At 70.7% G+C, this 16308-nt stretch carries 8 protein-coding genes (1 of these 8 running past the window's edge); 1 reads left to right on the plus strand and 7 read right to left on the minus strand.

Features of this window, described 5'->3' with window-relative positions; translation table 11 throughout:
* The 7 genes from ON19_RS26575 to mftA form a co-directional block, all read right to left on the minus strand.
* Window positions 1-6845 carry the beginning of a non-ribosomal peptide synthetase gene (locus tag ON19_RS26575; protein WP_043698672.1) on the minus strand. 18592 nt of this gene lie to the left of the window's left edge, so the window shows 6845 of its 25437 coding nt (coding positions 1-6845); its start codon is at window positions 6843-6845; the stop codon falls past the left edge of the window.
* Window positions 6845-8500 carry an AMP-binding protein gene (locus ON19_RS26580; protein ID WP_043698674.1) on the minus strand — a complete coding sequence of 552 codons (1656 nt, stop codon included), beginning with the start codon at window positions 8498-8500 and terminating at the stop codon, window positions 6845-6847. The genes ON19_RS26575 and ON19_RS26580 overlap by 1 nt, the downstream gene beginning before the upstream one ends.
* Window positions 8501-8900: 400 nt before the next feature.
* Window positions 8901-10271 carry a GAF domain-containing protein gene (locus tag ON19_RS26585; protein ID WP_043698676.1) on the minus strand — a complete coding sequence of 457 codons (1371 nt, stop codon included), beginning with the start codon at window positions 10269-10271 and terminating at the stop codon, window positions 8901-8903.
* Between the two features lie 125 nt (window positions 10272-10396).
* Window positions 10397-11848, minus strand: coding sequence for a mycofactocin dehydrogenase MftG (gene mftG / locus ON19_RS26590; protein WP_043698678.1), 1452 nt, complete (start codon window positions 11846-11848; stop codon window positions 10397-10399).
* A 99-nt stretch (window positions 11849-11947) separates the two neighbouring features.
* The gene (mftF, locus tag ON19_RS26595) at window positions 11948-13348 is read right to left on the minus strand and encodes a mycofactocin biosynthesis glycosyltransferase MftF (RefSeq protein ID WP_043698680.1); all 1401 of its coding nucleotides are present in this window, start codon (window positions 13346-13348) and stop codon (window positions 11948-11950) included.
* A gap of 231 nt (window positions 13349-13579) precedes the next feature.
* Entirely contained in the window at window positions 13580-15133 is a 1554-nt protein-coding gene (mftC, locus tag ON19_RS26600; RefSeq protein ID WP_083899653.1) for a mycofactocin radical SAM maturase, read from the minus strand.
* Between the two features lie 16 nt (window positions 15134-15149).
* Entirely contained in the window at window positions 15150-15248 is a 99-nt protein-coding gene (gene mftA / locus ON19_RS42240; protein ID WP_157229860.1) for a mycofactocin precursor MftA, read from the minus strand.
* 402 nt (window positions 15249-15650) lie between these two features.
* Here mftA and mftR2 point away from each other — a divergent pair, with 402 nt between their 5' ends.
* Window positions 15651-16289, plus strand: coding sequence for a mycofactocin system transcriptional regulator MftR2 (mftR2, locus tag ON19_RS26610; RefSeq protein ID WP_083899654.1), 639 nt, complete (start codon window positions 15651-15653; stop codon window positions 16287-16289).
* Window positions 16290-16308 lie beyond the last annotated feature (19 nt).

Below are 16308 nucleotides of genomic sequence, written 5' to 3' on the forward strand. Positions count from 1 at the left end.
TCGGGCGACGGGTGGGCCGGCGTAGTCCCCTCGAAGGTGACCGCGGGCGCGTCCGGGGTGCGCGCGGCCTGGGCCGCGAACAGCGAGGCGAGGGTGTCCGATTCGGGCACCGGATGCTCGGTGGCATTCCATTCCCGCAGGACCTGATGACGTTCGGCGTCCGACAGCAGTTCGATGTCACCGATACGCGCGCCGGGATCGACCGCGACGGCGACGAGCAGCCGCCGGAACCGGACGACGTAGGACTCGGCGGTCGCGGCATCGAACAGATCGGTCGCGTAGCGCAGGGTGCCGGAAAGTTCCGCCGACCCGGCCCGCTCCTGCACGACCAGGTGCAGGTCGAATTTCGCTCCCGTATCGGGGATCTCGACCGGACGCACCGACAGCCACGGCACTTGCACGGCCTTCCCGTCCAAGGCGGGCGTCGCGGCCTCGAAGCTGAACATCACCTGGAACAGCGGGTGCGCGCCGGCGGAACGGTCCACCGCCATGGCGTCCACCAGGCGCTCGAACGGCAGGTCGGCGTTGGCGAACGCGGCCAGGTCGCCCTCGCGCACGTCCGCCAGCAGCGCGGCGAACGCCGCGTCGCCCGAGACCCGCGTGCGCAGCGCGAGAGTGTTGACGAACATGCCGACGAGCGCGTCCAGCGCCGGTTCCCCGCGCCCGCCGACCGGCGTGCCGATCACGATGTCGGCGCTGCCGCTCAACCGGGCCAGGGTGGCGGCGAACGCCGCGTGCAGCGTCATGAACAGTGTCGCGCCGCTGCGCCGGGCCAGTGCCCGCAGGCCCGCGGCCACCTCGGGCTGGATGACGAAATCGACGGCGGCTCCCTCGTGGGAGGGCACGGCGGGCCGCGGCCGGTCGGCCGGTAGCGGCAGTTGCGCGGGCGCGCCGTCGAGGACGTCGCGCCAGAAACGCAGCTGCTGGTAGGCCAGGTCGCCGGGGACGTCCTCGGCGCCGAGCAGTTCCCGGTGCCACAGGCTGTAATCGGCGTATTGCACGGGCAGCGCCGCCCAGTCCGGGCGTCTGCTGGTCAGGCGCGCGAGGTAGGCCCGGACCAGATCGGTGACCAGCGGAACCATCGACAACGCGTCGGCGGCGATGTGATGCACGACGAAAACCAGCACGTATTCGTCACTGGTGAGGCCGCGCGCCTCGTCCACCCGGTCGACGGCCAGCAGGGCGACCCGGCACGGCAACTCGGCGGTGACGTCGAACCCCGCGCTGACAATCCCGGCGACGGCTTCCCGGACTCCGCGACGGTCGATCGGCACCGGATGCAGGCTCAGGCCGATGTCGGCGGCATCGAGCACCGATTGGTAGGGGCCGCTTTCGGTTTCGGGAAATGTGGTGCGGAGGGTCTCGTGTCGGGCCAGCACGTCGAGCACGGCGCGCTCCAGCGCGGTGACGTCGAGGCGGCCGGTCAGCCGCAGCACGATCGGCAGGTTGTAGACGCTGTCGGCGCCGTCCTGGCTCTCGATCCGGTTGAGGAACCACAGTCGCTGCTGTGCGGGCGACAGCGGCACCCGCTCGGGCCGGGCCCGGCGGGCCAGCGGAAGCCGGGTCGACCCGGCGGTGCGGAGCCGCTCGACGGCGGCGGCGAAGCCCTCCACCGTGGGCGCGTCGAACAGCGCGCGCACCGGAATGCGCACGCCCGCGGCCTCGCCCGCGCGAGCGGTGACCTGGGTGGCGTCCAGCGAGCTGCCGCCGAGGGCGAAGAAATCGTCGTCCAATCCGACCCGTCGAACTCTGAGCACCTCGGCGAACACCCCGGCGACCAGACGTTGCGCGGCGTGCACGGGCGGGCGGAAGCGCTCCGCCGCGAGCACCGGGACCGGCAGTGCCGCGCGATCGAGCTTGCCGCTGGTGTTCATCGGGAACTCGGCCAGCCGGACGAGCACGGCCGGCACCATATAGGCGGGAAGGCGCTGGGCGACAGACGTTTTCAGCCGGTCGAGATCCACTGTCGCGCCGGGCGCTTCGATCACGTAGCCCGCCAGGAACTCACCCGTCGGTCCGGTGACCAGCCGCACCGCGGCCTGGCTCACCTCGGCCGCCGCCAGCAGCGCGGTTTCGATCTCGGCCGGTTCGATGCGGCGGCCGTGGAATTTCACTTGGAAGTCGGTCCGGCCCAGATAGATCAGCTCGCCATCGCGGCTCCAGCGCACCAGGTCACCGGTGCGGTACATGCGCGCGCCCGGCGGGCCGAACGGGTTCGCGACGAATCGATCAGCGGTGAGGTCGACGCGGCCGTGGTAGCCACGCGCCAGTTGCGCCCCCGCCAGGTACAGTTCGCCCGGCACGCCGATCGGCGCGGGCCGCAACCGTCCGTCCAGCACGTAGACCTGCGAATTCCATTCCGGCTCACCGATCGGCACCTGCGGCGTATCCGTCTCGGTGACCGCGCGGTAGGTGATGGACACCGCCGCCTCGGTCGGACCGTAGAGGTTGTGCAGGCCCGCGTCGCACACCTGCCGGAACGCGGCGGCGGTCTCCGGCGGCAGCGCCTCACCGATGACGAACACCTCGCGCAGGGAGTCGAGTTCGCCCGCCTCCGCGTGCGCGGCGAAGACCGCGAGCATCGACGGCACGAAGTCGGTGAGTGTGACGCGGTGGCGGGCGATGGTTTCGGCGAGGTAGCGCGGATCGCGGTGCCCGTCGGGTGCGGCCAGCAACAGGGTGGCGCCGGCCCGCAGCGGCAGGAAATATCCCCACAGCGAGACGTCGAAGGTGCTCGCGGTCTTCTGCAAGTAGACATCGCCGGTGCGCGGACGGTATTCGGCGTGCATCCAGGCCAGCTGGTTGGCGATGGCCTGATGGCTGATCGCCACGCCCTTCGGCTTACCGGTCGACCCGGAGGTGAAGATCACGTAGGCCGGATGCTGCGGGTGCAGCGCACCGAGGCGTTCGCGGTCGCCGATCCTGCCGGAGGGATACGCCGAGAGATCGACTTCGTCCAGGTGGTACACCGGAGCGGAAACGGTTGCCGCCGCGACGAATCCGGCCGCTCTGGTGGTCAGCACCGCATGCGGGCGCGCGGTGTCGAGAATGTGACCGACCCGCTCGGCCGGATGCGCCGGGTCCACCGGAACGTACGCCCCGCCCGCCCGTGCCACCGCGTACATGGCCACCACCAGGTCGACCGAGCGCGGCAGGGCCAGCACGACCAGCGCTTCCGGGCCGACGCCGATCCCGATGAGCATCCTGGCCAGCCGGTCGGCCCGGTCGGACAGTTCGGCGTAGCTGTACCGCTCGGTGTCGGTGACCAGCGCGACGGCATCCGGGGTGCGGCGCACCTGCGCGTCGAAACCCTCGTGCAGGAAACGGTCGGGCACTCGGTGCCCGCTGGCGTTCCAGCTCGCGGTGACGTAGTCCAGCTCGCCCGCGTCGAGCAGCGGGATGTCCCCGACCGCCACGTCCGGGTCGCGCACCGCCGCGCGCAACAGCCGCACGAACTTCGCCGCGAACTCGCGCACGGTCGAGGCGTCGAACAGATCGGTGGCATAGGTGAATTCGGCGCGATAGCCCGCCGCCGCGTCGGACACCGTGAGTTGTAGATCGAACTTCGCGAAACCGGGATCGAAGTCGACCAGGCCGGTGTCGAGGCCGGGCATGGCCAGCGTGATCGGCCCGATGTTCTGCATGAACAACGCGACCTGGAACAGCGGATGCCGAGCGGCCGAACGGGCCGGGTTCAGCGCCTCCACCAGTTGCTCGAACGGGATGTCGGCGTGCGCGAACGCGCGCAGGTCGCGGTCGGCGACCTGCGCGAGGAACTCGGCGAAGCGGCGGGCGCCGTCGACCTCGGTGCGCAGCACGAGGGTGTTGACGAACATGCCGACCAGATCATCGAGCGCGGCCTCGCCCCGGCCCGCGACGGGCGTGCCGATCGCGATGTCGGCGGTGCCCGACAGCCGCGCGAGCAGGGCTGCCAGCGCCGCGTGCAGCACCATGAACGGCGTCACGCGAACCCGCGCCGCGATCGCCTCGACGTCGGCGCGCAGGGCGGCATCGATGGCGAACTCGTGGGTCGCGCCCCGATACGAGGCCGTGGCCGGCCGTGGCCGATCGGCGGGCAGCTCGAGCTGCGCGGGCAATCCGGCCAATTCGGAACGCCAGAAGGCGAGTTGGCGTGCGGCCACCGAATCCGCGTCGGTCTCCGCGCCGAGCACCCGCTGCTGCCAGAGCGCGTAGTCTGCGTATTGCACGCTCAGCGGAGCCCACTGCGGCGCCCGGCCCTCGTGCCGCGCGGCGTACGCGGTGGCCAGATCGCGCATCAGCGGACCGAGCGAGACGCCGTCGGCCGCGATGTGGTGCACGACGAGCACCAGCGTGTGGTCCTGCGGCCCGCAGCGCAGCAGGCGCACCCGCACGGGGGTCTCCTCGGCGACGTCGAAGCCCTGGCCCGCCGCGCGGCGGATCGCCGCGAGCAGCCGGTCCTCCGGCACCTCGGCGGGTGTCAGGTCGAACACCGCGTGCACCCGCCGCACCGACTGCACGGGCCCGTCGGCGGTCTGCGGATACACGGTGCGCAGCACTTCGTGCCGGGCCACCAGATCGGTGATCGCCGCCGAAAGCGCCGACACCTCCAGCGGGCCGCGCAGGCGCAGCGCCACCGGGATGTTGTCCACGGCGGCGGCGCCCAGGTCGCGGGCCTGCTCGGTGTCGGCGCAGAACCGGTTGAGGAACCACATGCGCCGCTGCGCGGGCGAGAGCGGAACGCGCTGCGGGCGCGGACCCGCCGCTAGCGGTGGACGCGCCCCGGCAGGCCGCGCCTGTGCGGCCGATTCGGCCACCGCGGCGACAGTGGAGCGGGCGAAGAAATCACGCACGTCCACGGTCGCGCCGAGGGCCGCCGCGATCCGCGCGATGGCGCGGGTGGCGAGCAGCGAATTGCCGCCCAGCGCGAAGAAATCGTCGTCCGCGCCCACGCGCGCTACACCGAGCACCTCGGCGAAGACAGCGGCGACCGCCGCCTGCGCCTCGGTCTGCGGCGCGCGATACGCCGGTGCGCCGGAACCGAATTCCGGTTCCGGCAGTGCCCGGCGGTCCAGCTTGCCGCTGGCGTTCAGCGGCATCGCGTCCAGCCGGACCAGCCGCGTCGGCACCATGTACACGGGCAGCTCGCGCCGCACCGAATCCAGCACGTCGGCGGTATCGATCGGATCACCCACGACGTAGCCGACCAGATGCTCACCGCTCGCGTGCCGGTGCGCCACCACCGCCGCCTGGGACACCTGCCGGTGGCGCAGCAGCGCCGCCTCGACTTCGCCGAGTTCGATCCGCAGGCCGCGCAGCTTCACCTGGAAATCGGTGCGGCCCAGGTATTCCAGTTCGTCCGGCCCGCCCTCGGCGCCGGGCGCCCAGCGCACCAGGTCACCGGTGCGGTACATCCGCTCCCCCGCCGGTCCCTCCGGGTTCGCCACGAATCGCTCGGCGGTGAGGCCGGGGCGGGCGAGGTAGCCGCGCGCCAGCTGCACGCCCGCCAGGTACAGCTCTCCGACGACGCCGCGCGCCACCGGACGCAGACTGTCGTCGAGCACCAGCAGTTCGGTGTCGTCGGCGGCGACGCCGATCGGCACCCGTGCTATATCCGCGCCGGTCACCTCGTGCGCGGTCACGTCGACCGCGGCTTCGGTCGGCCCGTACAGGTTGTGCAGGGTCGCCCCGCAGATGTTCCGGAAGGCCGCGGCGGTGGCGGCCGGGAGCACCTCGCCGGAGGCGAAGACCAGCCGCAGCGAGTCCGCCGCGGCGGCCTGCGGCTCGGCGACGAACACCGCGAGCATGGACGGCACGAAATGCGCCACGGTGACACCGCGCTCCCGGATCACGCGGGCCAGGTACGCCGGGTCGCGGTGGCCGTCCGGCGCCGCGACGACCAACCGGGCCCCGACCTGCAACGGCCAGAAGAACTCCCACACCGATACGTCGAAGGTGCACGGCGTCTTCTGCAGCACCACGTCGTCGGCGCGCAGCCGGTACATGCGCTGCCGCCAGCGCAGATTCGCCACGATCGCGCGGTGCGACACGGCCACGCCCTTCGGCCGGCCGGTCGAGCCGGAGGTGAAGATCACGTAGGCGATGGCGTCGGCCGACCGGGCGACCACGGGCGCGTCCGAGGTGGGCGAGCCCGCGAACTCATCGATCCGCAGAGTCGGGACCGCACGCCCCATTTCGGGCTCGTCGTGCGTGGTGGTCAGCACGATCACCGGTTCCGCGACCGACAGCACGTAGGCGATCCGATCCGCCGGATGGTCCGGGTCGATCGGCAGGTAGGCACCGCCCGCCTTCAGGATCGCGTACATGCCGACCACCAGGTCGATCGAGCGCCGGACGGCCAGGCCCACCAGCGTGCCGGGCCGGACACCCAGTTCGATCAGGTGGCAGGCCAGCACGTTGACCCGGCCGTCGAGTTCGGCGTAGGTCAGGGCGACGCCCGCGCATTCGAGCGCGGTCGCGTCCGGGCTACGGCGCACCTGCTCCTCGAACTGGCTCACCAGCGTCTCGACCGGCGTGGCGGTGGCGGTGGCGGTCAGGACATCGTGCGCCGCGGACAGCGCGTCATCGAGCAGCGCCGCCAAGACCGCGCCGAGCGCGCCGTCACCGGATTCGAGCAATGCGGGCAGACGGCCGGAGACCACCACCGGAACCAGCGCGTCCGCGCCCACACCCGCGCCCATGGCCTCGGCCAGCGCCGCGAGTTCCGCGGCCAGCGCCGCGTAGGTGACGGTGTGTTCCCCGTGGCGCAGCGCCACCCGCTGCGGCTCCCGTCCGGCGACGGTCGCGATCAGGCCGGGCAGATCGTCGATGCCGTAGGCGCGGCACACAGCCTCTGCGTGGGTCATCAGCGGTTTCCTTCCGGATCGACAGCCGACCCCGGGTCGGTGAGCAGCGCCTCGGCGGTGGTGGGCAGGGTCCGCAGCGAGGCCGCCACCACGCCGGGGAACTCCGGATGGGTCAGCCGCCGACCGGCATCGAGCACCGCGTCCGGGGTTCGCCGCGCCTCGAAGGCGGTGAGCAGCGTCCGCGCCGAGTCGTGAGCGCCGACCGGTGCCGGTCCGGCCGCGATGACGCGCGCTTGATCTTCGCAGTCGAGGAGGCGCAGGTGGAGCACCGCGATCTCGGGATCGGCGGGCACGGCCCACAGGAAGCCGATCAGCATGCGGGCGTAGCCCGCGACGGTGGCTGAGTCGAAGAGATCGGTGGCGTAGGTGAATTCCGCGGGAACCCCCGCCGGTGCCGAACCTTCCCCGAGTCCGGCACCGGCGGAGTTCTCGGTGACCGTGAGCCGCAGATCGAGCTTGGTCACTCCGGTGTCCAGGGTACTGGTGGCAACCGACAGTTCGGGCAGTTCGACGGCGATTGCCTCGGCATTGTCGAAGGCGTGCAGCACGTGGAACAGGGGATGACGCGCTTGCGAGCGCGGCGGATCGAGCGCCGCGACCACCTGCACGAAGGGCAGCTCGGCGTGGCCGACGCGCTCGAACCGGTTGAGGAACCAGATGCGCTGCCGCGCCGGAGAAAGCGGAACCAGCGGCGGCCGTGGCCGTGCCCGCAGCTGCGCGACCAAGGACGCGCCGCTGGATCCACCGGCCCGCTCGACGAGTGCGGCGAGTTCGGCCACCGTGCAGGCGGCGAACACGCCGCGGACTCTGAGCGGGCAGTTCAGGTCGGCGGACAGCCGGGCGGCGACCTGCGTGGCCACCAGACTGTTTCCGCCGAGTGCGAAGAAGTCGTCGTTGCGACCGACCAGCTTGTTACCGAGCACCTCGGAGGGCACACGCGCGACCGCCTGCTCGACGGCCGTCGCGGGTGCGGTGTAGTCGGCGGAAGCCCTGCTGAAAGCAGGTAATACCCCGCGATCCAGCGCGCCGGAGGCATCGACGGGAAGTGTGTCGAGCAGCACATAGGGTGGGGTACAGCCCCGGGCGAGCTGTACCCCCGACAGATACAGCTCACCCGGCACCCCGACCGGTACCGGCCGAAGCCGCGAATCGAGGACGTAGAGCCTGGTGTCGAACACCGGCGCGCCGATCGGCATCGAGAGGGTATCGGTATCGGCGACTTCATGAAAGGTGACGTCGACCGCCGCCTCCGTCGGACCATACAGTTTGTGTAGGCGAGCGCCGGTCAGCACGCGCAGCCGCTGGGATGGTGCGGCTGGTCGCGTCTCCCCCCAGGCGAACACCGAACGCAGCGACGTCCGGTACGCGACCGGCGAGCCCGGGTGGAACGCCTCGAGCATCGATGTCACGAGACGCGCTGTAGTGACGGGATATTCGTCGATGGCCCGGTGCAGATAAGCGGCGGCGTCCAGCTCGCCGTGCACGTCCACGTACTGCGCGACGTTGACCGGCACGTCCGGGTCGAGCAGCTGCGCGTACCAGACGCCGAGCTGGGCGGGCGCCAGCGCGAACGGCTCGGAGGCGGCCGGGGACGGCTTCGGCTCGACCGAACGCGGCGGCAACGCGCTGAACCCACCCAACTCCGTATCCTGCACCAGAGCCTCCTACTCGGCGAAACAACCGCTGGCCGAACGCTTTTGGGCAGCACGAACAAGCCGCTGCACCCGGCTGCCCAAGCCGGGCGCATGGCGCGTCGACCACCATGTGCAATTCGATGAGAGCGCGAGCGGTACGAGGCGCACTCGCGCGGAATCCGGCATTCCTCCAACGTCATCGCCGCGGATCGGGCGCCACGGCTATGTCAGCTACGTCACACGGTCGCGATCCGTGCAGTGCGAACATTAGGCGCTTCGTTAATAAAAAGGAACTAATTCCCCTAAAAACTTCTGGGCGACCGTACAGTGCGGCTACCAGGGCCGGAACTCCGGGCAAAACAGTCCGCGCGATCCGCATTTCGACCGCGGCGGCGCGCACACGCCCCGATGGCTGTGCAGACTATGAGCCGAAACGTTGCATCCGCGTTGCATCGGCGCCCAGGCGGCGGTCCAGCACCCGGATCTTGGCTTCGATCTGCGCATACAACGGTGAATCACGATCGACCGTCGCCCGGTAGGCCGCCCATGCCGCGGCGTCCTCGCGCCCCTCCGGGCACGCGGTCCACCGGCGCAGCGCCGCGGCATCGCAGGAAGCCAGCACCGCGGTGCGCAATCGCACCCGCAGTTCGTCGCGAATGTCGATGATTCCCGGCGCGGTCGACCGAGGCAGCACCGGCCCGGCATAAAGTCGCAGTGCGGAATCGACATCACCGGAGTCGAGCGCTGCGCGCAATGCCTCGACATCGGTTGCCACCGGAACGCGCAAACGGTAGGGCCGCGAACCGAAAACGGCCGGGCCGACCACCGCCCGCAACCGGGACACTGCCGCGCGGATGGTGCCGTTGTCCAGATCGGTGTCGTCGAGCAGCAGCGCGAGATGGTCGGCGCCGAGCCCCTCCGGATGTTCGGCCAGCAGCAGCAGGATCTCGGCGTGCCGCTGCGACAAGGGAACCCGATCGTCGGCGACGCTCAACTGCGGCTGCCCGAGGCCGAGCACGTCGAGCCCGAGCCTGCCGGCGGGGTGCGGCTGCGCCGGGTCACGACGGCCCCGGCCGTCCGCACCGCGCTCTCCCGCTCGCATCGCGGTGAGCAGCAAGTCCATCTCCGCGGCGGTGGCAGTGGCTTTGACCAGCGCGAGTATCTCCGGCTTGGCCACGCGGACGCCGCCCGCGATCATCAGCACACCCACCAGCCTGCCGTCCGGATCGTGCACCGGCGCCGCGGCGCCGGTGATCTGGTGCATACGGTGCAGAAAGTGCTCCGGTCCGTGGATCCACGCGGCGCGACCGGTGCGCACCACCAAGCCGACCGCATTCGTTCCGATGCGGCGCTCGCTCAGATCGTCACCGGCGCGCAGGCCGATCTCGGCGGCCGCCGCGACCTGCTCGGCGTTGCCGTGCACCGAGAGCACCCGGCCGAACTGATCGGCGACCACGACGATCAAACCCGTTCTGGCCGTGTCCTGTACGAGCAGTTTGTCGATCAGCGGCATCAGCGCGGCAATCGGATGGGCCTGGAGATAGCGCTGCAGATCGGCGCCGCGCAGACCGCGGCCGTCGAGGGCATCCATCGGGTCCACCCCGCCGCGCACACTGCGCAGCCAGGACTCCAGCACGGCAGGACGCAGCAAACCGGCGAGCCGGGCAAGTTGATCGCCACCCGCGCTGAGATATCCGTGCGCCTGCGCGGCGTAGACTTCGAGCGCACCGAGTTGGGCGCCCGGCTCGACGCCCTGCCGTGGGGGTCGCCCACCTGCGATGTTGCTGACCATTTGCCTTTCTTTCCGCCCCAAACTGTACCGGCGCATACCGGGCGGTACCGACCGATGGTGGCGTTTGTCCGCCAGGTCACACCGGATTCACATCCCCGCAAATTGTGACCCACCCCCCTTTCACTTTACGAGGTAAGGTGCGCGGCCACCTTTTCCGCGATCATCATGGTCGTGGCCTGTGGTCCACGACCGAGTGGCACCGGCACTACGGACAGATCCACGACGGACAATCCGGTGACGCCGTGCACTCGGCACATCTCGTCCACTACCGCCGCCGCGTCGTTTTCCCGTCCCATTCGGCAGGTCCCGGACAAATGCTGCGAAGTGGCGAGATTCGCGCGTAACCAGGCGCCGAGATCTCCAGGCTCCGGAATCGGATCGACCGGCCGGGCGTTCATTCCTCGCAGCAACCCGCCCGCCGTCGCCACCGCGTCGCGTAACCGGGCACGATCCTGCTCCGCGGTGAGATAGCGATAGTCGATCAGCGGCGCGGCATCCGGTTCGGCAGATCTCAAACGCAGCACCCCGGCCGACCGGGGGCGCATCAGCGTGACACCCAGCCGGTGCACGCCCGGCGTGAAGGAGACCGCGTACGGCCGGATTTCGACGTCATCGACTTCCAGCACCGTCTCCAGCGGAACGGTCGGCGGTTCGGCCACATCGAGCAGGTAGGAGATGCCCACCTCGGGATGGTCGCTGAACCAGGCGCCGACCGGGGCCGGTTGCACGACGGGGATGCCCAGTGCGCGAAGCTGTCGTGGGTCGCCGACGCCGGAGCGCAGCAGCAGCGCGGCCGACTCGATCGCGCCGGCGCAGAGCACGACGCGGTCGGCCCACTCGATGCCGGTCTCGCCGTCGCGCACGCACTCCACACCGACCGCCCGCGTCCCGTCGAAGCGGATGCGCGTGACGACCGTTTCCGCGGCGACGGTCAAGTTCGGGCGCGACAGCGCGGGCAGCAGATAGCCGACCCCGGGGCCGATCCGCCTGCCCTGGTCGCAATTGCACGGCACCGCCCCGACACCCTCGCCGCTGCCGGGCGCGTTGAGATCCGGCACTTCGGCGAATCCGGCGGCCAGGCACGCCTGCGCGAACGCCGCACTGACCGGAGCGGGGTGCGGCGCGCGCCGCACCGGAATGGGGCCGCGGTCACCGTGCCATGGCTGATCGCCGAAGTCCAGGTCCCGCTCGATCCGGCAGTACAGCGGCAGCACGGATGCGAACGACCAGGCGTCCGAACCGCCGAGCACGCGGGTCCATGCGTCGAAATCCGCCACCGTGCCCCGGACGAAGTAACCGCCGTTGACCGCCCCCGAGCCGCCGATCAGCCTGCCGCGCAGGATGGTTCCCGGCACCGGCGGGTCGTCGGCGAGGACGACCTCGTAACGCCACAGCCACTCCGCCTCCGGCCCGATCGGAAGCGCGGCGGCGTCCATCAACTCGGCGGGCATCGCGTCCAGACCGGCCCACAGGGCACCGGCTTCGAGCAGCCGCACGGTGTGCGCCGGATCGGCGCTCAATCGCTCCGCCAGGACACACCCGGCGGTACCGCCCCCGACGATGAGCGTGTCGGCCATTCGGACTCCCGTTCGGTATCTCGGCGCGGCCCGCGTCGCCGGGCGGCGGCGTGGCGTCGGTGCGGGCCGGATCAGGTCATCGCGGGTGGTTCGGGTGGATCAGCGCGACGGTGTGGTGGGTTTCAGCGCCTCCAGGCTGCGAGCCCGGAAGGCGCCCAGCCACAGGCCAGTGCCGTAGGCGATGTCGTCGAGCCGCTTGTAGGCCACGTAGCGCACCGGATCAAGGCCGCCCGCGTCGCGGTGGGTGAACCAGTCGGCCAGTCCGTCCGCGATGGCCATGGTGACCGCGATCCGCCGGATGCGCCGCGATACCACCATCGCCAGCAGCGTGATCGGCCAGTAGTGCCTGCACATCGCCGAGGCCAGACGCCATAGCCCGGCGAAGAAGCCGCGCGCCAAGTAGATCGAGGCGATCCGGGTGGGGTTGTCCAGCCCGGCGAAGACGCGGCGCAGCCGGGCCAGCGCGGTGATCAGGGTGACGACGCCGCCGAGCAGTCCCCACTTGGTCAGCGTCGCGAACAGGAACGCGGCCAGCAGCGTCCAGGACGGCACCGACAGCGGTGAGACCGTTCCCGCGTGCCGCTCGCCCAGCGGCGCGGCGCCGGTGCCGTAGAACAGCTTTCGGCCGAACCAGTCCCGGAAGCACACCCGGTGGTCGTGCGCCACGTGCGCCGCGGGCTCGTAGCGCAGCCGCCAGCCCGCCTGCTCCAGCCGCCAGCACAGGTCGACGTCCTCGGCGACGTGCATCGACTCGTCGAAGCCGCCTTGTCCCAGCAGCGCCCTGCGCCTCGCCAGCAGCGCCGCGCTCGGCACATAGGACACCAGGCCGCGCGAGTGCACGGCCGCCTCGCGCCGGCCCAGATCCAGTGACGAGCGGGTGTGCTCGTAGCGCGCCAGCGCGTTGGACTCCGGGTCCAGCGCGACGATCCGCGGGGCGACCAGCGCCACTCCCGGGTCGCTGAAGTGGCCGAGCATCACCTCCAGCCATCCGCTGCGCGGCACCACGTCGGAATCCAGGAACGCGACGAAGTCGGTTGTCGCCGCGCGTAAACCGGCGTTGCGGGCGGCGGCGGGCCCTTGCTTACGGTCGTGGCGCAGCACGGTCACCCGGCAGCGGGTGCCGCGATTGCGCGGGATCCGGACCGGTTGATCGGACCCGTCGTCGACCACGATGACGTTGTGCCCGCGCAGCGCGGCCAGCAGCCGCGCCAGCCCCTCCGCGTTGTTGTGCAGCGGCACGATGACGGTGACATCCTCCGGCGAAGGCAGCAGCCGGGGGCGGGGATTGGCCACTCCGGAGTCGAGCAGCCGTCTGGCAACGACGGCGGACTTCGGGCCGGTCACCTCGAGGTACCCGTCGCCGATCATCTCGGCGGCCTCCGGGGCAAGTCGCAGCAACCGGGCGGGCGAACCGCCGATCAGGACCCGCCCACCGGAGTATGCGCGTACCCGAGGATCGATCCGCACCCCGAATCCATCGGGCAGGCGATCATGGCGCATTCCTGGCATGCTAGGCGGAGTTTCGGGTGCGGACATCAACAGTCCGGAAAAATCGGCAGAATTCCGGGCGAAACCGGCCCGCCACCGGAAGCGACCCGCCCCGCTGCCGATGCCGGGAGTTCGCCAACGGGCCTGTCCCAGCATCCGGCAACGCGGCGGCTATCACCCGGTAGCAAACCGGGCAATAGCCGAATCCGGGCATTTAGCATACTTTCAGCAAACTCAATGGTGTCATGCCAGCGGACTCTCGTCGCAGGCCCGCGACGGACGCCGGTCCGGCGAGAATCCGGCCGGGCGCGTCGCGCTCAAGGTCAACGGGATCGGCCCGCCCTTGCGCGCGCCCGCCCGCGGCGCGACCCGGCGCGAGTGGTCGACCGACGAACGCGGGATCATCCGCGCGGTATCGGCCAGCGCCGCCTCGCCGTAGCCCTGGACGCACTCCGGGTCCGGTCCGTCGGCGGGCAGCCCGGTGAAGAACTTCGCCGCCATGCAGCCGCCCCGGCACGCGTCGTAGTGGCTGCACGACGCGCACGCACCGCCGCCGGTGGGCTCGCGCAGCTCCCCGAACAATTCCGAGGACCGCCATACGGCGCCGAAACCGCCTTCGGTCACCACGTTTCCGGCATGGAACCGGTCGTGAATGGCGAACGGGCAGGCATAGACGTCGCCCACCGGGTCGACCAGGCAGACCACCCGCCCGGCGCCGCACATGTTCAGGCCAGGCAGCGCCTGGCCGAACGCGGACAGGTGGAAGAACGAGTCGCCGGTGAGCACGCCCTCCCCGTTGCGCAGCAACCAGTCGTAGAGCACGCGCTGCTGGTCGGGAGTCGGGTGCAGCTCGTCCCACACGTCCGCGCCCCGCCCCGACGGCCGCAGCCTGGTCAGACGCAAGGTGGCGCCGTACCTTTCGGCGATCGCCCGGAACTGGTCGAGCTGTTCGATGTTGTGCCTGGTGGCCACCACCGACAGCTTCGCGTCCTGGAAACCCGCCGCGGCGAGGTTCTCCAGTGCGCGAATGGCCATGTCGTAGGAGCCGGGACCGCGCACGGCGTCGTTGACCGCCGCGTCGGCGCCGTCCAGCGACACCTGCACGTCGACGTAGTCACTGGCCGCGAGCCGGGCCGCGACCTCGGGCGTGATCCGAACCCCGTTGGTGGAGAACTTCACTCCCACATGGTGCGCGGTCGCGTAGTCGACCAGCTCCCAGAAGTCCGGGCGCACCGTGGGCTCGCCGCCGCCGATGTTCACGTAGAACACCTGCATGCGCTCGAACTCGTCGATCAGCGCCTTGCACTGCTCGGTGCTCAGCTCGCGCGGGTCCCGCCGGCCCGAGGAGGACAGGCAGTGCACGCAGGACAGATTGCAGGCGTAGGTGAGTTCCCAGGTCAGGCAGATCGGCGCGGCGAGGCCGGACTCGAAGCGGTCCACCAGGCGCACCGCCGCGTCCGACGGCGGGACCACCCCCGCCGTGGACGGCGCCGGAGCCGCGCTCGCGACGGCTGCTGCCGCCGGTGCGCCGGCCGGAGCACCGACGATCATCTCCGAATCGGCGAGCTGTGTCAGCGCTTCGACGTAGGCCGCGGTACCGGCCTCCGGCACGCCCGCGGCACGCAGCGCGGTGCGGGCCGAGACGTGCTCCGGCAACGAGCGCACGATCTCGACGATCCGCGGACTCTTCAGGAAGGAGAGTTTGCGCGTGCCGAAGTGGTAGAGCAGCGCGCCGAAGGGCTCCGGCCGCAGCGCCACGCGCGGGTGCAGCTGCCAGCGGGTATCGAGATCGAGCATGGTTCTCGACCGCCTGTCAGTAGACGCCGCACATGCCGTCGATGGACACCTCTTCGATGAGGCTCTCCTCGACCAGCGGCGCCTCGTCGGCCGACCGCGCCGCGGCGGTCTCCATCCGTCCGGTGTTGTCGGTGTCGGCGTGTCCGATGGACCCGTATTCCGGCATGGCTACCTCCGCGAGGACGATCCGTGTGCCGGACTGCCCGGTGCAGTCCGTGCTCACACAATAACGTCATAAACTGACAAAACAACAGGTTTCACTTACCGGACCGGCGATCGCCCGTATACCGGCTGCCGCACACCCGGGACGACCGGCCGATTCGGCCGCACGCCGAGGGGAACAGGCGGCGACGGAGTCCACATCCGGCGCTCTAGACTGCGGGTGGCAAGCAGCTGAACGGAATGTGACGGGCGGCACACGCCCGCAGTGGTAGAGGTGGCATGGGAGTCGGACGAATGCAGGCGAACGGGGGCGGCAGCACGCCGTGGTGCGAGCATCAGGCCCGGAGGCGGAAGCTTGCGTAACCACGGAGGGCCCGCGAGCACCACGAGCCGAACACTGTCGGAGTCCGAGATCGTCGAGGCCGCGCTGCGGGTGGTTCGCGAGGACGGCGTGGAGAAGTTGTCGATGCGGCGACTGTCCCGCGAACTCGGCGTCTCCCCGATGGCGCCCTACTACTACGTCGCGGACAAGCGCGAGTTGCTCGACCTCGTCGCCAGCGCGGCGCTGACCGGAGTGCGCACGCCACCGCCAGAATCCGGGTCGTGGCAGCACCGGTTGCGCGACCTCGTCGACCAGATCGACGAGAAGCTGCGCAAGCATCCGGGTCTCGGCGACATCCTCATCGAGCAGATGCTCGGCAAACAGCTGGACCTGATCGCCGCGATCATGGACATCCTGGACGACGCGGGCTTCGGCGACCGCAACATACTGGCCGCCTACGCGACGATCCACACCTATCTGTTCGGTCGCAGCCGGGTGAACCCGCGCGACCGCTCCGCACCGGCCGACGTGACACTGCCCCCCGTTGTCGAGCGGGCTACCCGCTACATCGGCGACCTGCGCGGACGCTATTCCTACGACTTCGGCATGGACGTGCTGATCGCCGGTCTCGAAGCCCAGCTTGTCCGTCAGGCGACCACCGACGTACGATGAAACTGAAACACGTTCTAGT

Origin of the sequence: Nocardia abscessus NBRC 100374 (assembly GCF_000308455.1) — a bacterium.
GTDB lineage: Bacteria > Actinomycetota > Actinomycetes > Mycobacteriales > Mycobacteriaceae > Nocardia > Nocardia abscessus.

What these genes read in the sequence shown, in the direction of transcription:
- mftG (WP_043698678.1), bottom strand. Translation starts at nt 11,848, where the DNA reads ATGGCCGACACGCTCATCGTCGGGGGCGGTACCGCCGGGTGTGTCCTG.
- mftA (WP_157229860.1), bottom strand. Translation starts at nt 15,248, where the DNA reads ATGGAGACCGCCGCGGCGCGGTCGGCCGACGAGGCGCCGCTGGTCGAG.
- mftF (WP_043698680.1), bottom strand. Translation starts at nt 13,348, where the DNA reads ATGCGCCATGATCGCCTGCCCGATGGATTCGGGGTGCGGATCGATCCT.
- mftC (WP_083899653.1), bottom strand. Translation starts at nt 15,133, where the DNA reads ATGCTCGATCTCGATACCCGCTGGCAGCTGCACCCGCGCGTGGCGCTG.
- ON19_RS26585 (WP_043698676.1), bottom strand. Translation starts at nt 10,271, where the DNA reads ATGGTCAGCAACATCGCAGGTGGGCGACCCCCACGGCAGGGCGTCGAG.